Raw genomic sequence first — 20,042 nt, 5'->3', positions numbered from 1 at the left:
CATGAAAAAAATAATTTTATCAACAATATTATGCTTATTTTTTAGCATATCATTCGCACAAAAAAGAACCTTATTCCTTGTTGGAGATTCGACAATGGCGAATAAAGAAAATCCAACTAAAAATCCCGAACATGGCTGGGGACAACTTTTACCTGAGTTAATGAATTCTGATTTAGAAATTCAGAATCATGCAACAAATGGAAGAAGTTCCAAAAGTTTTAGAACAGAAGGAAGATGGAAAAAAGTTCAGAATCAATTAAAAAAAGGCGATTATGTAATTATTCAATTTGGACATAACGATCAAAAAATTGAAGATTCTATTCGTTACACAAATCCTGTCACTCAATATCGCGCAAATTTGGAACAATACGTTACAGAAGCACGAGCAAAAGGTGCAATTCCGATTTTAATGACTTCTATTGTTCGTCGAAATTTTAACGAAAAAGGCGTTTTGGTTGATACACATGGTTTATATCCTTTGATTGTGAGAAATGTTGCAAAAGATTTGGATGTTCCGTTTGTTGATATGCAATATTTGACAGAGAAATTGGAAATAAAATATGGTCCAGAAAACTCTAAAAAATTGCATTTACATTATCAACCTAATGAAATTGAATATTATCCAAAAGGTAAAGACGATGATACGCATCTATCAAAACTTGGAGCCGAAGAAGTTTCGAAATTAGCGGTTAGAGAACTGATCAAGCTAAATATTGGCTTTGAGAAATATATTAAAAAATAAGTTTTAGTTTTTAATTCTCATCAAAAAAATAATCCTCGCTAAAAATCTTAACGAGGATTATTTTTTATATTTCTTAATTATCTTATTTAAATTCGACATCAAAAACTTCTGCAAAATGTTTCTTCGTAAACGCTTTTACTTCGTTCATATCTACCTGATGTCCAAGTTCTCTTTCTAATGAAGCTACAGCTTTATCCTGAATTCCGCATGGAATAATGTATTCAAAATAACGCAAATCTGTATTCACATTTAGCGCTAAACCATGCATCGTTACCCAACGTGAAGCCTTAACACCCATTGCACAAATTTTTCGAGCAAAAGGTCGACCAACATCCAACCAAACACCAGTTTCTCCTTGAGAACGCTCACCTTTTAATCCATATTCGGCAATAGTTTTGATAATCACTTCTTCCAAATTGCGCATATACAAATGAATATCTGGCTTGAAAGTATCCAAATCCATAATCGGATAACCAACCAATTGTTGCGGTCCATGATACGTTATATCTCCACCACGATTGGTTTTCACAAAAGTTGCATTTATTTCGTTTAATTTATCACTCGAAGCCAACATATTTTCTAAATGTCCACTTTTTCCAAGCGTATAAACGTGCGGATGTTCTACAAAAAGTAAATGATTTCTAGTATTTTTAAAATCTGAACTTCCCTCCTTTTCTTGCGCTCTATTATATTGTTTTACGGCTATATTCTCTGCTAAAAGACTTTCTTGATAATCCCAAATCTCTTGGTAATCTCTGTTAATTCCTAAATCTTGGAATTCGACAATTTGTTTCATTTCACAATGTGTTTCGAATGTCAAATTTACGAAGGATTTCAAAAATTATCATTAATCTTCAAGCTCTACTTTAAAATTTCCTAAACTAGGATTATTAAGGATTTCTTCTAATGTATATTCCTTTATAAATGTTTTTCCATCTAAAGTAAACATTGCATCAGTAATATTTAAAGATTTTATTTTCTTAGAAAAAGTATATTTATATTTAAACTTAATTTGTTTCAACATTCCTAAAAAAATCGCTTTTTCTTCATCATTATCAAAGTTCTGTTTATCAAAATCTTTTGAAAATTTTTCAGCATCAATTGTTTTAGAGAAAGATTTTCCATCGAAAGCATATGTTGAGCTTGTCATCATCGCCATAGGATTATCACTAAATAAAGGTTCATCGACTAATTGTTTTGATTTTCTCTTTCTCTTTTTCTTTTGACTTAATTCATCTGTAATTCTTTTTTCTTCTTTTATATTGATACCTGCAAAAGTTTCTTCAATAATTTTTGAATTTGAATTAAATTCTTCTGCAGATTTAGATTTATTAATCATTTCTATTGCAAATTTATCTCTCAAGTCTAATCGAAATTTAAAAAAATCAATTGCAGATAAATCATCTTTATATAAGTCAAATTTTTCGGTTTGTTTTCTGAATTTTTCTCCACCTTTTTCTTGTAATAACTGAACAAATTCATAATATGAATACTCATTATTCGAAATTTGATTCATCTCAATCTTATCATCAATATTACTTGAATTCATCATTGCTCCAATTTGAGGTATATCTATTTTTTGAAAATAATCAAACTCACCTTTTTCATTTACAACAACTTCCTCAGAAATTGTACATGAAGTTAAAGTAGCTAAAGCTAATAATAGTGTAAATATTTTACTGAAATTCATATATAAATTGTTAATTTTTGTTAAAAATAATTGATTTTGTCCAATAAAAAAAACTGAATAAACACCTCTAAAAATAATGGTTTTGAGCAATACATTAACGATTGAATAAAAATCTTTATCTTTGGAATTCTTAGAAATCGGTAGAATAAAATAATCAAATAAAAATGAAGAAACTATTCGTTAAAGGATCTATTTTAATGGCTTTGTTTGCAAACTTTAGTGTTTTTGCACAACAAGGTGGTGGAATGTGGATTCCAACAGAATTGAATGAAAAGGAAATGAAAGACATGGGATTGAAAATCTCATCAAAAGACATTTTCAGTACTGGAGATAAAAGTATCAACAATGCAGTTGCTCACTTTGGTGGCGGTTGTACATCAGAAGTTATTTCTCCAAATGGTTTACTACTAACTAATCATCACTGTGGTTATGGAGAAATCCAAGCACATTCATCTTTAGAAAATGATTATTTAACAGATGGTTTTTGGGCTAAAGAGCTGAAAGACGAATTACCAAACGAAGGTTTAACAGCGACTTTTATTGTAGACATTAAAGATGTAACTACAGCCATTTTAGCTGGTGTTAATGATAATATGTCGGAGGAAGATCGTAACAAAATCATCAAGAAAAACATTGAAGATTTTAATGCTAAAAGCAAGACAGAATCTTATCGTTCAGTATTTATTAAGCCTTTTTACAAAGGAAATAAATATTACCAATTTACGACAGAAACATACAAAGATATTCGTTTAGTTGGTGCGCCGCCATCTGCAATTGGGAAATACGGAAATGATACAGATAACTGGGTTTGGCCACGTCATACAGGAGATTTTTCGATGTTTAGGATTTATGCAGATAAAAACAACAAACCTGCTGATTATTCTCCAGACAATGTTCCGTACAAACCAAAACATTTCTTACCAATTAATATTTCAGGAATTAGCGAGGATGATTTCACGTTTGTATATGGTTTCCCAGGTGCAACGGACGAATATTTACCAGCATCTTCTATCCAGCAAATAAAAGATGTGATTGATCCTGCGCGTATCAATGTGCGTACAATTGCGTTATCTCATATCGATAAAAAAATGCGTGAAGACGATGCAACTCGTATCGCTTATGCATCTAAACAAGCGCGTATTTCGAATTCACACAAAAAATGGGTTGGTGAAGTTTTAGGACTTAATCGTTCGAAAGCTGTAGAAAAACGTCAACAATACGAGCAAGAATTTATGAATCGTATTGCAAAAAATCCAAAATTAAAAGGTGAATATTCGAATATTATTTCTGAATTAAATCAAGTTAATAAAGCAAATCAAGATTATAATTTAGCGTACACAATGTATTCTGAAACGTTTTTCTCAAATTCAGAAACATTCAGAATGGCATTAACATTAAACAATATTTTGAATGCGGTTGGGCAAAAAAATTATGCCGAAACTAAAGCAAAAGCGTTGAATACTGTTGCGTCTATGCACAAGGATTATAATCCTGAATTAGACAAAACTATTTCTTCTGATTTGGCAGATAATTATTTCAAAGTTGTTCCTCAAAATTTATTACCAACTACAACTGCTGCAAATATCAAAACGGCTTTAGGAAATTCGGTAATCAATGGAACGAAAAAAATTAATGGTCAATCTGTTTTAGGAAATATCAAAGCATTAGCTGAAAATGATGCTGAGTTTATTAAAGCCTTAAAAGAAGATGCTTTAATTGCTCAAATTCGTTTGATTTTAGATGCAAATCAAACAAAAGTTACGCCTACATATTTAGCGAATCAAGATAAAATTAACAAGTTGATGCGTACGTATATGAAAGCACAAATGGATGTTTTTACAGACAAAAAAATCTTCCCAGATGCGAATTCTACTTTACGTGTAACTTACGGAAAAGTTGATGGTTACCAACCACGCGATGCGGTTTATTACGAGCCTGTCACACACATGGAAGGTGTCATGGAAAAATATATTCCGGGAGATTATGAGTATGATTTACCAAAACAAATGTTGAGTTTATATGACAAAAAAGATTATGGAAAATACGCCGATAAAAACGGAAAATTACCTGTAAACTTTATTGCAACAAACCATACAACTGGTGGTAATTCTGGTTCTCCTGCATTGAATGCAAAAGGAGAATTAATCGGATTAAATTTTGACCGTGTTTGGGAAGGAACAATGTCAGATTTAAATTATGATCCAGAGATTTGTCGTAATATTATGGTGGACTCTCGTTACATTTTGTGGGTAGTTGACAAGTATGCTAATGCGCAACGTTTGATTGATGAAATGACCATCGTTGACGAAAGCAAAAATGCAAAGAAAAAATAATATTTTTCACTATATTCTGAAAACCACGTTATTACAACGTGGTTTTTTTATTGAAATAAACGTAAGATTCAAATAAAATCTTAAGAAATAAAACTATATTTATACAACTTATCTAAAAAATTGTCAAAATAAAACACTTATAATTATGGAAGTCATTAGAAAATGGCCTTTTTATTTAAAACTAACTTGCACATTATTGTCAATCATTTGTTTAACATTTATTTCAATAATAGGTAAAGGAATTTTAGTTCCATTAATATTAGGCTTCTTAATTTCAATATTATTAGCACCCGTTTGTGCATTTTTTGAAAGATATTTACGCATTCCGCGTGCTATTTCGAGTATCATTACCACCTTGCTTTTTGCAGCATTTATCTTAGGAATTTTCTATTTGATTGCTATACAAATGGCGGAAATAGCAAATGAATGGCCTACGTTTCAGAAACAAATCATAGAAGCTTTTATGAATTTGCAAGATTGGATTCATCATACATTTGGTGTTAATTCGCATGCGCAAATGGAATATTTGACAAAAAATGTCAAAACAACTATCGAAACGAGTACAATTGTAATTGAAAAAGTAATTTCGATTGTTTCATCGATGGCTGTTACAGTTTTGTTCACCTTTTTATACATTGTTTTCTTGTTGATTTATCGTCGTCATTTAGTAAAATTTTTATATTACGCATTCAATTCAAATACACACGATCAGGTTTATAACGTTATTACATCTATTCAAAAAATGGTCAAACAATATTTGATTGGCTTGTTTTTACAAATGTTAGTCGTATCAATTTTATCCTTTATTGCATTTTCTATTCTTGGTCTTAAATACAAATTTGTTTTAGCTATTTTAACTGGCGTTCTAAATGTTGTTCCTTATGTAGGAATTGTTATTTCGTTAATTATAACGCTAATAATTACATTTGCTACAATGTCAGCTTCAAAATTGTTCTTTGTTTTAATTGCATTTATTGCAATTCATGCAATTGATGGAAATGTAGTAATGCCAAAAATTGTAGGTTCTAAAGTGAAAATCAATTCATTGATTGTCATTATTGGATTAGTAATTGGAGAAATGACGTGGGGAATTATGGGAATGCTTTTATCGATTCCAATACTTGCGTTGATGAAAATTGTTTTTGATAATGTGACTGAATTAAAACCTTGGGGTTATCTTTTGGGTGATGAAGATTCAACAGAAATTGATGATGATTTAAATTCATTTTTAGCCAAAAAGAAAGCCAAAAAATTGAAGAAAAAAACAAAGAAGTTGGACGAGAATTTGGAATAATCTGATTTCTATTTTACATAATTATCACTCTTTATGAAATATAATTTATTATTCATTTTTAGTTTATTGATTTTCAATATTTCTTGTGAAAAGAAGTTAGAAAAAGAAGTAAATAAAAAATATATGTACAATACAATATCAATTGATGATAGAAATTTATCTATAAGAATTTATGATTACTCTGACTCAATAGAATTTATTACATGGAAGAATATCAATGATTATACAACAAAATCATTCAAAATTTCTAAGAACGATAAAAAAGTATTAGAAGAAAATATTTATAAAATAGTTACAACTCCATATGAAAATGAAATATTTTGCACAGACTATGTAGGAAAAATAAATATTAGTATATCCAATCATAATAGTAAATATTCTATTAATCTAAATTCTGTTTGTGATTGGAAAACATTTAATGAAGAGACTAAGAATATTTCTAAAATAATAGATCGTTATAAATAAAATTATATTTTATCAAATAGAATGAGAAACTGAAATAAATTCAGTTTGACAATACAAAAAAAGTCTATAACAAATTATTATAGACTTTTTTAATTTATATTATTTTGGTTCTAATTCTTCAAATATTTTTTTCTAAGAAATAATACAATTTCAAGAAAAGAATCGAGAAAAATATTCCGATTAGTGTTCCGAAAAATATATCACCCGTAAAATGTACTCCAACATAAACTCTACTGTAAGCAACCATTAACGCCCAAACAAGTAAGACATAAAGTAACCATTTGTAATAGCGTCTTAATAGTATTCCAATAAAAATTGCAATCGCCATATGATTAGATGCATGTGCCGAAGTAAAACCATATTTACCTCTACCCTCGCAATCTATCGGGCGAAATAATCCTTGAATCGATTCGGTGTAACATGGACGAAAACGTTGAAAAGAATTTTTCAAGATATTTGTAAATTGATCTGCACATGTTATCATCAGTGCTATACAAACTCCAGCTAACAAGGTTTTCTTCCAACCAAGTTTTACATAAAGTAAGATGAGAAAGATGACATACAACGGAATCCATGTTTTTTTATCGGTTACTAATAACCAAAACCAATCCCATTTTTCGTTCCCTAAATTATTGAAATACAAAAATATTTGTACGTCCCAATCAAAATAATCTTGTATCATTATCTACTTACTGATCCACCTAAACCTAATGCCTCGTCTACAGATTTTGGTTCTACAACAACCACAGGTTCTTCCACAATTGGCTCAACCACATTTTCTACAACGGGTTCTGTTGTTTCTTGCACATCCAATTCCAAATCCTGTACAGGATCTACAGCTTTCATAGTTGGTGCATCATCTTTCAAGGCTGCATTTACTGTATTATCTTGATGAATTGCTTGATGCATTTCATCTACTGGATTACGAACTTCGTCAAATGATTTCTGAAAATCTTCCATTGGATTGATTTTCGCAAAAGAATCTTTGACTTCATTCATTGGATTTAACTCTTTTATGGTATTCTGAATCTCTTTTGTAGGATCAACATCCTGAACAGGATTCATGATTTCTTGTTTGATATCTTCAGATGCTTCTTTTAATTTGCGCACAGCAGTTCCCAAACCACGAGCAATTTCTGGAATTTTATCTGGTCCAAAAATCACTACAGCAACCACCATAATAATCACGACTTCTTGGAAGTCTAAAAACGCTGGGTATATTACTAAACTATTCACTAAACAAATGTATAAAATCTAAATTTAGTAGAAGAAAAAAAGCCATCAAATTTCTTTGATGGCTTTCTTAAAATTTATTTAAAATTTGAATCTTATTTATTCATTTGACCTTTTTTAGTAAAGTCATACAATAAAGGAGATGCAACGAAAATAGACGAGAATGTACCAATTACGATACCGATTAATTTCGCAAACATAAATCCTTTGATTGATTCTCCACCAAATGCAAAGATGATTAATACGATTAAGAACGTTGATAAAGACGTATTGATTGTACGTGATAATGTTTCTGATGTAGAAATATTAATAATATCGTACAAGTTGTGGTTTTTCTCAACTGTTAAATTCTCACGAATACGATCCAAGATAATAATCGAGTCATTCATCGAGTAACCAATTACCGTCAAAATCGCCGCGATAAATGCTTGGTCGATCTCCATGTTGAAAGGTAAAATTCCTTTGAATAAAGAGAAAACTCCTAATACAATAATCACGTCATGCGCTAATGCGATGATAGTTGATAATGAGAATTGCCAACGTTTGAACATCACGATTAAGTAGAAGAAAATTGCAACTAATGCTAAAGAAACCGCTATATAAGAAGCTCTTGTTGTATCATCGGCAATTGTAGGACCTACTTTTGCAGAAGACATTAAACCTATTGTAGCATTATCTTCAGAGAAATCTTTTTCAGACATATTTGCTGGTAGATAAGATTTAAGACCTGTATATAATTTGTCTTTGATCTCGTCATCTACATTTGTTCCGTCTTCGTCAGCTTTGTATGCTGTTGTAATTTTTACTTGATTTTGACCACCATACGTTTTCACCTGTGGCATCATTTTTTCGCCATCTAACACGAAAACATCACCCAAACTTTCAGAAATTTGTTGTGGATCTACGTGTTTATCAAAACGAACTGTATATGTACGTCCACCTTGGAATTCGATACCCATATCAAATCCTTTTGTGAAGATAGAGATTAAAGCAACTACTGTTAAAACAATTGAAATCGCATAAGAAATTTTTCTTGTTTTTAATAAGTCAACCTTAATATTTTGTAACCAGTGCGCTGTAAATGATGTATAGAAAGGAACAGATTTTCCTTTTGCTAAACGTCCTTCTACGAAATAACGTGTAATGAAAATCGCTGTAAATGTTGATGTAAAAATACCAATCATAAACGTTGTTGCGAAACCTACAACAGGACCTTTACCAAAGAAGAATAAAATTAATGCTGTGATAAATGATGTTGAGTTGGCATCGATAATTGCAGAGAAAGCCCCTTTCCATGAATAAGCGAAATCTACTGCTTGACGTAATGATTTTCCTTTTCTTAATTCTTCTTTTACACGTTCGTAAATCAAGATATTCGCATCCATTCCTGTTACCAATGTCAAGATAATCCCGGCAATACCTGGTAAAGATAATGTAGCTTTAAGTGATACTAAAAATCCTAATAAGAATAATAAGTTAACGATTAATGCAACGTTAGCATAAATACCTGCACGGCTGTAGTAGAACACCATCCAGATTAATACTAATGCAAATGCACAACCAAAAGCGATTAACGAACTGTTGATTGCTTCTTGTCCTAATGATGGACCAACAACCTCAGCAGAAACGATTTTAGATGAAGCTGGTAAAGAACCTGCTTGTAAAATGTTTGCTAAATCTTTTGCTTCGTCAATTGTAAAGTTTCCAGAAATAACAGAATTACCTCCTGTAATTTGATTACTGATGTTTGGCGCAGAATACACCATATTGTCTAACACAATTGCAACACCTTGACCTGGTTGTCCAGGACCTGCAGGTTTCAACTCGTCTGTAATACGAGACCACTCTTGTGCACCAACTTGGTTCATTTGCATTGTAACAACAGGCTCATTTGTAAGAGAACCAGGATTACGTTCACCAGCAGCAGAAACTACTTTATCTCCTTCAATTAATGGTTCTTGCGTTCCATTTTTACCTTTTAAGACATAAAACTCTAATAATTTAGGAGCAGATTTATCATTTGCTTGTTTACCTAAATTCATTGGCTTATTCGCCCAAGAGTATTTGTATCCTCTAATGTTTGCTGGTAATCCAGGTACAAAACCTTTGTCTTGCATCACACGGTTTACAACAGCAGTATCTTTTACATTCACAACAAAACTTGCGTTAGAACCAGCTGGTTGCATAACTTCTGCTAAAGTTTTGATTGTTTCTCCTTTCTCATTTTTTACATTATATTTCTCTGTATTAACGCTAGAAAAATATTGTAAAACTGTAGGATCTTGACGAACAACTTGCCAAAACTCTAATTTTGCTGTAGATTGTAATAATTTTTTTACACGGTCAGTGTCAGAAACACCTGGTAATTCTACCAAGATACGTCCATCACCTTTATCACCTAAACGTTGAATTACTGGCTCAACAACACCAAATTGATTAATACGAGAGCTAATTACATCATAAGCTGTTGCAACTTTAGCTTCGATATCTTTACGGATTACTTCTTTTACCTGATCGTCAGAAGCATTGTACGCAATTTTATCTGCATTGTTTTTGTTTCCAAACAAATCTGCAGCTGCGTATTTTGTTCCTCCTTTTATTTTATCAAATTCTTGAAAAAATAATTCGACATAAGGTACGTTACCGTTTGTTTTTTGAGCTTTATCTGTAGCATCCAAAGCCGTTGCCAACATAGGGTTTTGACTTTTCGCTGATAAATTCTCGATTAAATCTCTTTCAGAAACTTGTAAAATTACGTTGATACCACCTTTCAAATCTAATCCTAAATTGATTTCATTGTTTTTGGCATACCCATAATCGTACTTAATAATTCCCAAATCAAGAGGATGCTGAGCCAAGCTATCTAAAATTCTTGGTTCGTCTTCTGGCTTACTCGCCAAGCGCGCCGCCTCATGCTCCACTTTAGTTGTGTACCAAGTATAACTTAGTTGTCTGATACACAAGAGACTTAAAATAATTGCAAATGCTGCAATGAGCCATCTTCCTCGCATAATGTTTAATTGATAAATAAATTTTGACGGACAAATATAATAGTCTTAAAAATACTTTCACAATTTTTTAAGAATAAATCGAAAATCGATGTCCGTATTTCGAAATTCTTTATTCAAAAAATTAGATTTCCTTTTGGTATTTGTAGATATAAATTGACGCTTTATTAGAGTCATCATCATTATCTTCGCACAAATACAAGGTATAATTCTTTCCAGATTCTTTATACAACGCTAAACCTTCGATTTTCTTATCATCCGAAATTTTTTGCCAACGTGTAACCTCCATTCTAGCTAAATCTAACTCACCTATAATAGAGCCTTTTATTTCTCCATTAAACTGAGTTGTACTTTTAGATTCTACTGTTGCTGTAAACAAAACTTTTCCATCTACTAAAATAGCATCCGAAAAAGTGGTAGTTTCATTGTTAATTTTAGGCAAAGTGATTGGAAAAAAATCAATTGATTTACCTCTCAAATCATTTATCTTACCTCCCACTCTATAAATTCCATTTACACCAGCAGGTCCATTTCCTCTGTTGAAAAAATATGTACAATGTCCATCTGTAATAATTCCTTCGATGTTAAAATCTTTTTTAGATAAATTCGAAACTTTTAAAAATTCATCCAAAAGAAAACTATAATTATCGTTTTGTACCTCCTTGGTTTTGATGTTATATGAAATCAAATCGAAACGATTTTCCTTAGAACCCGAACCAAGAATATACAAATGATTGTCAAATTTTGTAATCGCTTCAAAATCTGGTTTATCTTTTTTGGTGATATGTTTTGATTTTACTTCTGGATTCAAATCAACTTTATCCACTTCTTTTTTCTTTTTATTGTAAACGTACAAATGTGCTTTATCATCGGAAATTGTGTAAACATGGTGTTTATCAACCACTAATCCAGATGCCGCTCCAAGCCCATTTATGACAATTAAAACCTTAAGAATGAAATTGTAAAACAACATAGATGTAAGATTTGTTTTTAAGAGGTTTCAAAAGTAATCAAAGAATATCAGAAACCTCGATAAATAACCGATTTTTTGTAAAAAAAGAACTTAACTTTGTAGCATTTAAAAAGAAAATTGAGAGATGAAAAAAATTCTAAAAATTTACATTGACGCCTACAGCGGACTTTCGAAAGAATCTTGGATGTTAGCCATCGTAATGTTGTTGAACCGAATGGGTTCGATGGTTTTACCATTTTTAGGAATTTATATGATCTCCGAATTAGGATTTTCTTTAGAAAACTCGGGAATAGTCTTAAGTTGTTTTGGAGTTGGTTCTGTAATTGGTTCTTGGCTTGGAGGTTGGATAACAGATAAAATCGGAAACTTTAAAGTGCAAGCCATCAGTTTATTTCTAAGTGCTCCGATGTTTTTGATTTTACCTTATTTTAAAACGGTAGAATCTTTTGCAGTTATTATGCTTGTTTTGAGTATTATTAGCGAAATGTTTCGTCCAGCAAACTCAGTTGCCATCACACGTTATGCTAAGAAAGAAAATATCACTCGTGCTTTTTCTTTGAATAGAATGGCGGTTAATTTAGGTTTCTCAATTGGTCCATCAATGGGAGGTTTTTTATCTAATTATTCGTACGATTTATTATTCTATTGTAATGCAGGAGCTGCTTTGGTTGCTGGAATTGTATTCTTTGTCTTTTTCAATGGAAGAAAAGAACGAAATGCTGCCTCAGAAAATATTTCTGATAAATCCGTCGTAGAAAAAGAACGTAATGCATACACTGATACACCTTTCTTAGTATTCAATCTGTTTTGTGTATTATTCTCTATTGCATTTTTCCAAATCCTAAATACACTTCCATTATTTTATAAAGATGTAGTGCATTTAACACAAACAGAAATTGGGTTATTAATGGGATTCAGTGGAATAATCATTGTTGTATTCGAAATGTTATTGATCCATTATACCGAAAAAAGATTTACAGTTACACAACTTTTAGTTTTCGGTTCATTTATCACAGCAATTAGTTATTTTATCTTCACATTTAGTCACACATTAGGAATGTTGTACTTAGCAATTGGACTGATGTCTATTGGAGAAATGCTTGTTTTACCTTTGATGTCAACGGTTACAGCTTTTCGTTCGCAAAAAAATAACCGAGGAGCTTATATGGGACTAAACGGAATGACAGCAGCGATTGCCTTTATTGTTTCGCCATTTTTAGGAACTCACATTGCTACCGATTACGGTTTTAATACACTTTGGATAATCACCACAGTTATTTTAGTTATCGTAGCTATCGGATATCACTTTTTTACTAAACCACTTTTACCAAAAAATATTTAAGATTTTCTTATCTTCGATAATTATTAGTTGAAATCACATGAAAGTATATACAAAAACAGGAGACAAAGGTACAACAGGTTTATATGGAGGAACACGTGTCTCTAAAAATAGTTTAAAGATTGATTCTTACGGAACAGTTGACGAATTAAATTCTTATTTAGGATTAATTCGTTCATATGAAATTGATCCAGCATTAGAGGAAGAAATTATCATCATCCAAAAAGGTTTATTCAATCTTGGAGCTGAATTAGCAACACCAGTCGATAAATTATACTTGGCAAATGGTAAACCTCGTATTCCGAAAACTATTTCTGAAGAAGATATTGTACAATTAGAGGAATGGATTGATGATTTGGAAGGACAATTGGAACAATTGACTCATTTTATTCTTCCAGGTGGAAATCAACCAGCTTCTCATGCTCATGTTGCGCGTTGTATTTGTCGTCGTGCCGAACGTTTGACAGTTGGTTTGGCTGAGGAAGAAGAAATCCGTCCAGAATTACAAAAATACTTGAATCGTCTTTCTGATTATTTGTTTGTTTTAGGGCGTAAAATTGCTACAGACAATAATCACGAAGAAGTAAAATGGATTCCAGGTGAATAAAAAAGCTCTTTTATTTTTGAATGGCGAAGTCCCTACTATTCTGCCTGATACATCAAATTATGATATGATTTTTTGTACAGATGGTGCATTTCGTTATTTACAAAAACTAAATATAACGCCCGATGTTATTTCGGGCGATTTTGATTCTTTCGAAATCAGTCAATTCCCTTCTGAAATAGAAGTTATTTCTACTCCAGATCAAAATGATACAGATTTTGCAAAAGCCTTACAAATCATTTTGGATAAAGGTTTCAAAAACGTTGATGTTTTTGGAGCAAGCGGTCGTCAACAAGATCATTTTATTGGAAATCTAAATGCGGCTTATCGTTTCAAAGATCAAATCAATATTTTGTTCTACGATAATTATAGTCAATATTTTTTCGCAGAAAAAGAAACGAAATTAGAAGGTTATTTTGGACGAACAATTTCGCTTTTACCCTTTCCTGAATGTAAAAACATTATCACAAAAGGTTTGGAATATCCTTTGAATAATGAAGATTTGAACTTACTTTCTCGCATAGGAACTCGTAATAAAGCTAATGAAGATTTGGTTACAATTGATTATTCAGAAGGTAATTTAATTATCTTTATCATCGATCAAGAATTTCCTATTTTGATTGCTTAATTTCACTATTTTTAGTGAAACGCATCTTTTCTTTTTTTTTGTACATTTACTGAAAACCAAATTACTATGAATAAATTTTCAGTTATTGTTGCATCTATTTTAGCCGTTGGGCTGATTGCTGCAACATGTATATTAGGAAACGCCTACAAATATAAATTCAAAAGCTCTGAATCGATCAATGTTACCGGAAATGCGTTGAAAGATTTTAATGCCGATTTAGTTAAATGGCGTGCAACGTTTAGTCGCAAAGATTATGATTTGCGCGTTGCTTCGGATCAATTAAAAGCTGACCAAACGGTCGTCAAAAACTTTTTGATTTCGCAAGGAATCAATCCAAAAGAAATTGTTTTTGAAGCGGTAAATATTTCAAAAGATTTTCAGTACGGAACAGATGCAAACGGAAATTCCATTAGTCAATTTACAGGCTATAATCTTTCGCAAGATGCAACAATCGAGTCGAAAGAATTGGATAAAATAGAGAAAGCTTCGCGAGAAATCTCAACTTTAATTAGCCAAGGCATCGAATTGAGTTCATCTAATCCAAATTATTATTATTCGAAATTAGAAGATTTAAAACTTGAATTGATTGCGCAAGCTTCTGAAAATGCGAAACAACGAGCTGAAAATATTGCAACAAAATCTGGTGCTAGTTTAGGAAAATTGAAACAAGCCGATTTGGGTATTTTTCAGATTACAGGTAAAAATGATAATGAAGAATATTCGGCTGGTGGATCATTGAATACCACATCTCGCCAAAAAACGGCTCAAATTACTGTGAGAGCAAGTTATAACTCAAATTAATAAATCAATAAAAAAAGCTTCTTAATATTAAGAAGCTTTTTTTTTGTCTATTTAAATACTACTGCAAGTAATATCAAAGCAGATATTACAATAAGTACGTCTACAATTTTAATTCTAAAATTACCAATTCCAAAACCTCTTTTTGTAGCATAATTTTTCTTTGATGACATTATAAATCCAATTTCTGATGGAAATACTAAAAGCATGCCAATAATCTAAATTAGAAAAATTATTTTATCATATTTTTAAATTTTTGCTGGCGCCGGAGCAGTTGCTGTTTTTGTATTTTTCATATCCACAACTATCTTTTCATTTGTATCAGATAATAAAAGATTTTTTCTGTAAATAGCAACATTAAGTATTAAATCTATTCTAACTTGATCAAAAGTAACTCCGTTATTTGGTTGAAATTTTAATCTCCAAGTATTTCCTGATCCAACATAAGCTCTTGAGGTATACAACACATTACCATTAATTTTTGTAGAAGTTCCCGTAACTTCTGAAATTCCTAAAGGATCTAATTCTTCTGGAGTTTTTGGATCGCCCGTTTTTATACCATAAATAATAAATCCTCCAATCATCACATGATATTTAGAAGCATCTATTTTTGTGTCATATTCTGTTAAACCTGTATTTGGTAATTTATTAAATCTGAACGTTGCATAATTAATTGAAGCATAACTCATTGTAGAAGGATTGAAAACTTTCATTTTGTTATCATCCTTATCAATTACAGTTAAATAACTATCATTTGATTTTCCTGTGTAAATTCCAGGATTTTCAAAAAACCATTTATCATTACTCCCTTTCGAAATTGTTGTACCATTTACATCTAATGTTCTTTTAGGATTATCGGTATTAATCCCTACTCCTGGAGTATAAGTTTGTCCAAATGTTATGGTTGTAAGTAATATAATTACTACACTGTATATTTTATTTTTCATTTTAATTAACTATAGGTGTTACTGCATCTCCACTTTTATTTCCTCCTAAATTATAGGATTTTGTATTTAAGTTTTTGAAAAATCTATTTGGATAAATTAATACATCAAAAAAATAATTAAAAGCATTATTTACATTTGCAGGACTTGTTGAGGGATTTCTAACTTTTACATGCCACATATTATCTAATCCTACAAAAGCATTATATTCAAACCTTCCTTTACTAGCTGTAGTTGGAAAGCCTTGTTTTAAATTGTCAACAGCTTCAAAATTTGTAATAGCAACAAAATAATCACTTAATGGAATATTAAGGTTTAAATCATCTAAATCATCACCATTTACATTCTGTATTTCATAAGGCTGAATGATAATTGGTAAAACATTTTGTTGACCATAGATTTCTTTTATTTGTCCACTAACATTTCCTATCTGATTCGGATCTTGGGCAACTACTCTATAATCTGTATTAACTTCAACATTATTAACTATCTTTTTTTCAAGTAATTCTTCTAACTTATTTACTTGACCAACTTTATTTGTAATAATGAAATTTCCATTTATTTGTAATTCTTCAGAAGTTAAATCACTATTAGAAACTCCTATTCCTACTTGACTGTACGATATATTTGTTGTAAGTAATAAAATACTTACAATTAAAAAGTTTTTCATTTTTATTAATTTAATATTGGAGTACCTCCTTCATTTAGATTAATTCCAGAATTATTCATATTAACCGTTTGCTCTGGGAGTATTTTTACATAAGTTTTTGGAAAAATAGAGCATGTGATTACCCATTTCTGAGTTCCATTTGTCACAGTTGAATTTAAAGCGGGGTAATCTGCATTTAATGTCCATTCATTATTTACAACTTTAGCTCCTACTCCAGGCAAAGCACTTGTTGTCGTACTTCCTGTAATATTTTCAGAAAAATATCCACTTAATACAACTAATGCATATTTAGTTGCATCAATTCTTGTATTAAAACTTTCAACCCAATCTCCATTTGGAGCGATAAGCTCAAAAGTCACTAACGCAGCAATACCTGTATTATCTGTAGTTCTTACATCTAATATTTCAATATTATTTGTAACAGTATTCTGTACTAATAAATTATATGATTTCTTAATATCTGCCTCAACTGGAGCTAAGTTTTTTGGAAAAATTAATTGATTAGAAACCATATCTCCATTCACTTCAATCGCCCCTCTCGGCGTATCAGTATTAATTCCGACTTGGGCAAACATTGTGGTAGTAGAGAGTAATGTTGCTAGTGAAACTAAAATCGTCTTCATTATTTTCAATAATTCAATTATCGCTAATTGACTTTCATGAGGATAGGAAAAACAAAAGTACATTTATCTACTTAAATGAAATAATGTTAACAAAAAAAATATGAAATATAAACAATAGATAAGTAGGTAAAATACTGTTGTATAACTATATATGGAATTGTTTAAAATGATTAAAAAATAGACTTTAACAGGTGTTAACATAATATTAAGAATTGTTGTTTCAAAAAAGAATAATTTCTTCACTACTCGAGAAAGTTGTAAATTTGCATTATGCTAAACAACGATACAATTTGTGCATTGGCAACTGCCAATGGAATGGGCGCTATAGCGGTTATTCGTATTTCTGGACCAGAAGCAATTTCTAAAGTTGCTCAGATTTATCAATCAAAATTTAATGTCACTAAATCTTTGAATGACGCCGAATCTCATACCATACATTTGGGGTATGTGATGGATGGAGATACCATTGTTGACGAAGCATTATTCTCACTATTTAAAAATCCACATTCGTATACAGGTGAAGATGTCGTTGAAATTTCGACACATGGATCAATTTATATTCAACAAAAAGTATTAGAGCTTTTAAATAAAATAGGTATTCGAAATGCTGATCCGGGTGAATATACTTTTCGTGCTTTTTGGAATGGTAAAATGGATTTAACACAGGCAGAAGCTGTTGCGGATTTGATTGCTTCGGATTCGAAAGCTTCGCACGAAATTGCGATTAAACAAATGCGTGGAGGATTCTCTAATCAAATCAAAGATTTGCGTGATCAAATGATCAACTTTGCTGCTTTGATGGAGTTGGAATTGGATTTCTCTGAAGAAGATGTTGAATTTGCAGATCGTACACAATTCTATGATTTATTGAATAAATTACAATCTATTTTGAAACGTTTAGCAGATTCTTTTGCTTTTGGAAATGTCATCAAAAATGGTGTTCCAGTCGCAATTGTTGGTGCTCCAAATGCAGGAAAATCAACTTTATTGAATGCTTTATTAAACGAAGAACGCGCCATTGTTTCGGATATTGAAGGAACAACACGTGATACGATAGAAGAAACTATTTACATCGACGGCGTTGGGTTCCGTTTTATTGACACAGCTGGTATTCGTGAAGCAGGAGATACGATAGAACGTATTGGAATCGAAAAAACCTTTGAAAAAATAGACAACGCTTCGATTATTATCTATTTGTATGATGCCAATATTACTGCTGATAACCAAATTGCCAATCAATTGGATGACTTGCAACGTAGAGGAAAAATCTTGTTTAATGTTGCGAATAAAATTGATGTAACGAATAACGAATCGGCTATCTCAGCAGCTATCAAACAAGAATTTAAAGATGTTGTTCATTTAGAAATCTCGGCAAAAGATCAGTTTAATATTGATGCATTGAAAGAAAATCTGATTCATCAGATTAAATTAAAAGGAACAAATCAGGATGACACAATCGTTACTAACTCTCGTCATTTAGAAGCGTTGCAAAATACACTTTCTCAAATTGGAAAGATCAAACAAGGTATGGACATGGGACTTCCTGGAGATTTGTTAGCCATGGATATCCGTGAAGCTTTGACTTATTTGGGACATATCACAGGTGAAATTGATGTGGATCAGGATATTTTAGGGACCATATTTGGTAAATTTTGTATCGGGAAATAAATCGGATAATAACGGATAACAAAAACCTAACAACTGCTTAATATAGTGATTGTTAGGTTTTTTATTTTTATATTTGGTGGTAGTTAAAAGGATGTTATTTGTACTTTGTTTGTACCGTATCTACACCTTTTTTTTAATGATTTATAAAAGATGTAGTTCGCTACATCTCTACTCTATCAATTATGAAAATAAGCTTAAAACAGAAGAAATTAAACTCAGGTAAAATTAGTCTTTATCTAGAATATTATAAAGGTTCAAAGATAGATGATAATGGAAAAGAAATTCATAACCGAGAATTTGAATATCTAGGAAAGGAAATTGGTTATCTAATCAAAGATCCAATAAAAGCTGATGAAAAGAAAAATAACAAAGAAATTCTAGAGTTAGCAGAAAATATATTAGCTATTCGTAAAAGTGAATTTTTACAAGGTAAATTTGGAATTGTAGATCGAGATAAAGCTAATATTACCCTTTATGAATATTTTGATCAATTAAAAGAACATCGTTCTTCTTATTTATCAAATTACGGAACATGGAAGTCTGTAAAAAGGTATATCGATCAATATTTTCATCATTCAACTACTTTATCAGAAATAACAATAGATTCAATAAATGGATTTAAAAGATTTTTAGATGTCGATGCAAAAACCAAACATGGGACACCTTTAAAACATGGTTCTAAATATTCTTACTTCAATAGATTTAGAGCAACTATTAAGCAAGCTTATGAAGAAGGTTACATCACAAATCATAAGCTTTTAAAGATAAAACCTTTCGAAGAAAAAGAATCTCAACGCGAATATTTAACTTTTGAAGAACTTCAAAATTTAGCTGTTACTGATTGTAAATATGAAGTAGTGAAACGTGCATTTCTTTTTAGTTGCCTAACAGGTTTAAGATGGAGCGATGTATTCAAATTAACTTGGAAAGAAGTTAGAGATGAAAATGAAGATCTGGATATACTAACTTAGTTGGGAGTAAAAGTTAAGCATAAAACCTTAATTTTAATATATGAAAAGAATCCGTAAAA

General features: G+C 31.0%; 19 protein-coding genes. 10 read left to right on the top strand and 9 right to left on the bottom strand.

Annotated elements, in window-relative coordinates:
• The first annotated feature begins 1 nt into the window (after position 1).
• Positions 2–742, top strand: a complete 741-nt coding sequence (locus HXZ74_RS14485; RefSeq protein ID WP_286476019.1) for a rhamnogalacturonan acetylesterase — start codon at positions 2–4, stop codon at positions 740–742.
• A gap of 82 nt (positions 743–824) precedes the next feature.
• Here HXZ74_RS14485 and lipB read toward each other — a convergent pair whose 3' ends face one another.
• On the bottom strand, positions 825–1,538 hold the full coding sequence (lipB, locus tag HXZ74_RS14480) for a lipoyl(octanoyl) transferase LipB (protein WP_115000451.1): 714 nt from the start codon (positions 1,536–1,538) through the stop codon (positions 825–827).
• A 51-nt stretch (positions 1,539–1,589) separates the two neighbouring features.
• On the bottom strand, positions 1,590–2,432 hold the full coding sequence (locus HXZ74_RS14475; protein WP_280037564.1) for a hypothetical protein: 843 nt from the start codon (positions 2,430–2,432) through the stop codon (positions 1,590–1,592).
• A gap of 164 nt (positions 2,433–2,596) precedes the next feature.
• Here HXZ74_RS14475 and HXZ74_RS14470 point away from each other — a divergent pair, with 164 nt between their 5' ends.
• The 3 genes from HXZ74_RS14470 (at position 2,597) to HXZ74_RS14460 (ending at position 6,524) form a co-directional block, all read left to right on the top strand.
• On the top strand, positions 2,597–4,765 hold the full coding sequence (locus HXZ74_RS14470; RefSeq protein WP_280049976.1) for a S46 family peptidase: 2,169 nt from the start codon (positions 2,597–2,599) through the stop codon (positions 4,763–4,765).
• A 145-nt stretch (positions 4,766–4,910) separates the two neighbouring features.
• Positions 4,911–6,059 (top strand): AI-2E family transporter, encoded by a 1,149-nt coding sequence (locus tag HXZ74_RS14465; protein ID WP_286476017.1) that lies wholly within the window; start codon positions 4,911–4,913, stop codon positions 6,057–6,059.
• A 33-nt stretch (positions 6,060–6,092) separates the two neighbouring features.
• Complete coding sequence (locus tag HXZ74_RS14460; protein ID WP_286476015.1) at positions 6,093–6,524, top strand: hypothetical protein; 432 nt, start codon at positions 6,093–6,095, stop codon at positions 6,522–6,524.
• 118 nt (positions 6,525–6,642) lie between these two features.
• Here the strand turns inward: HXZ74_RS14460 and HXZ74_RS14455 are convergent, their stop codons facing one another.
• The 4 genes from HXZ74_RS14455 to HXZ74_RS14440 form a co-directional block, all read right to left on the bottom strand.
• A complete protein-coding gene (locus HXZ74_RS14455) occupies positions 6,643–7,206 on the bottom strand; it encodes a phosphatase PAP2 family protein (protein WP_286476013.1) in 564 nt (187 codons plus the stop codon).
• On the bottom strand, positions 7,206–7,760 hold the full coding sequence (locus HXZ74_RS14450; protein ID WP_280063102.1) for a twin-arginine translocase TatA/TatE family subunit: 555 nt from the start codon (positions 7,758–7,760) through the stop codon (positions 7,206–7,208). The genes HXZ74_RS14455 and HXZ74_RS14450 overlap by 1 nt, the downstream gene beginning before the upstream one ends.
• Before the next feature lie 92 nt (positions 7,761–7,852).
• Positions 7,853–10,768, bottom strand: coding sequence for a protein translocase subunit SecD (secD, locus tag HXZ74_RS14445; RefSeq protein WP_286476011.1), 2,916 nt, complete (start codon positions 10,766–10,768; stop codon positions 7,853–7,855).
• Between the two features lie 121 nt (positions 10,769–10,889).
• Positions 10,890–11,738, bottom strand: a complete 849-nt coding sequence (locus HXZ74_RS14440) for a DUF6929 family protein (protein WP_286476008.1) — start codon at positions 11,736–11,738, stop codon at positions 10,890–10,892.
• 124 nt (positions 11,739–11,862) lie between these two features.
• Here HXZ74_RS14440 and HXZ74_RS14435 point away from each other — a divergent pair, with 124 nt between their 5' ends.
• The 4 genes from HXZ74_RS14435 (at position 11,863) to HXZ74_RS14420 (ending at position 15,110) form a co-directional block, all read left to right on the top strand.
• Positions 11,863–13,080 carry an MDR family MFS transporter gene (locus HXZ74_RS14435; protein ID WP_286476006.1) on the top strand — a complete coding sequence of 406 codons (1,218 nt, stop codon included), beginning with the start codon at positions 11,863–11,865 and terminating at the stop codon, positions 13,078–13,080.
• Positions 13,081–13,117: 37 nt separating this feature from the next.
• Positions 13,118–13,684, top strand: a complete 567-nt coding sequence (locus tag HXZ74_RS14430) for a cob(I)yrinic acid a,c-diamide adenosyltransferase (RefSeq protein WP_038330418.1) — start codon at positions 13,118–13,120, stop codon at positions 13,682–13,684.
• Positions 13,677–14,309, top strand: a complete 633-nt coding sequence (locus tag HXZ74_RS14425) for a thiamine diphosphokinase (RefSeq protein WP_286476004.1) — start codon at positions 13,677–13,679, stop codon at positions 14,307–14,309. Before HXZ74_RS14430 ends, HXZ74_RS14425 begins: the two co-directional genes overlap by 8 nt.
• Positions 14,310–14,375: 66 nt before the next feature.
• Positions 14,376–15,110 (top strand): SIMPL domain-containing protein, encoded by a 735-nt coding sequence (locus tag HXZ74_RS14420; protein WP_280063094.1) that lies wholly within the window; start codon positions 14,376–14,378, stop codon positions 15,108–15,110.
• Positions 15,111–15,355: 245 nt separating this feature from the next.
• Here the strand turns inward: HXZ74_RS14420 and HXZ74_RS14415 are convergent, their stop codons facing one another.
• From HXZ74_RS14415 to HXZ74_RS14405, 3 genes are read right to left on the bottom strand one after another with little or no spacing between them, the layout of a single operon-like run.
• Positions 15,356–16,054, bottom strand: coding sequence for a hypothetical protein (locus HXZ74_RS14415; RefSeq protein WP_280063093.1), 699 nt, complete (start codon positions 16,052–16,054; stop codon positions 15,356–15,358).
• Between the two features lies 1 nt (position 16,055).
• The gene (locus HXZ74_RS14410; RefSeq protein ID WP_280063092.1) at positions 16,056–16,721 is read right to left on the bottom strand and encodes a hypothetical protein; all 666 of its coding nucleotides are present in this window, start codon (positions 16,719–16,721) and stop codon (positions 16,056–16,058) included.
• 5 nt (positions 16,722–16,726) lie between these two features.
• Positions 16,727–17,344 carry a hypothetical protein gene (locus HXZ74_RS14405; RefSeq protein WP_280063091.1) on the bottom strand — a complete coding sequence of 206 codons (618 nt, stop codon included), beginning with the start codon at positions 17,342–17,344 and terminating at the stop codon, positions 16,727–16,729.
• A gap of 270 nt (positions 17,345–17,614) precedes the next feature.
• On the opposite strand from HXZ74_RS14405, the gene mnmE reads away from it, so the two are divergent.
• Entirely contained in the window at positions 17,615–19,012 is a 1,398-nt protein-coding gene (gene mnmE / locus HXZ74_RS14400; protein ID WP_286476002.1) for a tRNA uridine-5-carboxymethylaminomethyl(34) synthesis GTPase MnmE, read from the top strand.
• Between the two features lie 182 nt (positions 19,013–19,194).
• Complete coding sequence (locus tag HXZ74_RS14395) at positions 19,195–19,983, top strand: phage integrase SAM-like domain-containing protein (protein ID WP_286476000.1); 789 nt, start codon at positions 19,195–19,197, stop codon at positions 19,981–19,983.
• Positions 19,984–20,042: the final 59 nt, after the last annotated feature.

The sequence above is a fragment of the Empedobacter sp. R750 genome, from assembly GCF_030324345.1.
GTDB lineage: Bacteria > Bacteroidota > Bacteroidia > Flavobacteriales > Weeksellaceae > Empedobacter > Empedobacter falsenii_C.
The sequence above is the reverse complement of the archived record's forward strand: the minus strand, read 5'-3'. Positions and strand labels throughout refer to the sequence as shown.

Excerpts from the sequence above, each read along its gene's own strand:
- HXZ74_RS14485 (WP_286476019.1), top strand. The coding sequence starts at position 2 with ATGAAAAAAATAATTTTATCAACAATATTATGCTTATTTTTTAGCATA.
- lipB (WP_115000451.1), bottom strand. The coding sequence starts at position 1,538 with ATGAAACAAATTGTCGAATTCCAAGATTTAGGAATTAACAGAGATTAC.
- HXZ74_RS14475 (WP_280037564.1), bottom strand. The coding sequence starts at position 2,432 with ATGAATTTCAGTAAAATATTTACACTATTATTAGCTTTAGCTACTTTA.
- HXZ74_RS14470 (WP_280049976.1), top strand. The coding sequence starts at position 2,597 with ATGAAGAAACTATTCGTTAAAGGATCTATTTTAATGGCTTTGTTTGCA.
- HXZ74_RS14465 (WP_286476017.1), top strand. The coding sequence starts at position 4,911 with ATGGAAGTCATTAGAAAATGGCCTTTTTATTTAAAACTAACTTGCACA.
- HXZ74_RS14460 (WP_286476015.1), top strand. The coding sequence starts at position 6,093 with ATGAAATATAATTTATTATTCATTTTTAGTTTATTGATTTTCAATATT.
- HXZ74_RS14455 (WP_286476013.1), bottom strand. The coding sequence starts at position 7,206 with ATGATACAAGATTATTTTGATTGGGACGTACAAATATTTTTGTATTTC.
- secD (WP_286476011.1), bottom strand. The coding sequence starts at position 10,768 with ATGCGAGGAAGATGGCTCATTGCAGCATTTGCAATTATTTTAAGTCTC.
- HXZ74_RS14440 (WP_286476008.1), bottom strand. The coding sequence starts at position 11,738 with ATGTTGTTTTACAATTTCATTCTTAAGGTTTTAATTGTCATAAATGGG.
- HXZ74_RS14435 (WP_286476006.1), top strand. The coding sequence starts at position 11,863 with ATGAAAAAAATTCTAAAAATTTACATTGACGCCTACAGCGGACTTTCG.
- HXZ74_RS14430 (WP_038330418.1), top strand. The coding sequence starts at position 13,118 with ATGAAAGTATATACAAAAACAGGAGACAAAGGTACAACAGGTTTATAT.
- HXZ74_RS14420 (WP_280063094.1), top strand. The coding sequence starts at position 14,376 with ATGAATAAATTTTCAGTTATTGTTGCATCTATTTTAGCCGTTGGGCTG.
- HXZ74_RS14415 (WP_280063093.1), bottom strand. The coding sequence starts at position 16,054 with ATGAAAAATAAAATATACAGTGTAGTAATTATATTACTTACAACCATA.
- HXZ74_RS14410 (WP_280063092.1), bottom strand. The coding sequence starts at position 16,721 with ATGAAAAACTTTTTAATTGTAAGTATTTTATTACTTACAACAAATATA.
- HXZ74_RS14405 (WP_280063091.1), bottom strand. The coding sequence starts at position 17,344 with ATGAAGACGATTTTAGTTTCACTAGCAACATTACTCTCTACTACCACA.
- mnmE (WP_286476002.1), top strand. The coding sequence starts at position 17,615 with ATGCTAAACAACGATACAATTTGTGCATTGGCAACTGCCAATGGAATG.
- HXZ74_RS14395 (WP_286476000.1), top strand. The coding sequence starts at position 19,195 with ATGAAAATAAGCTTAAAACAGAAGAAATTAAACTCAGGTAAAATTAGT.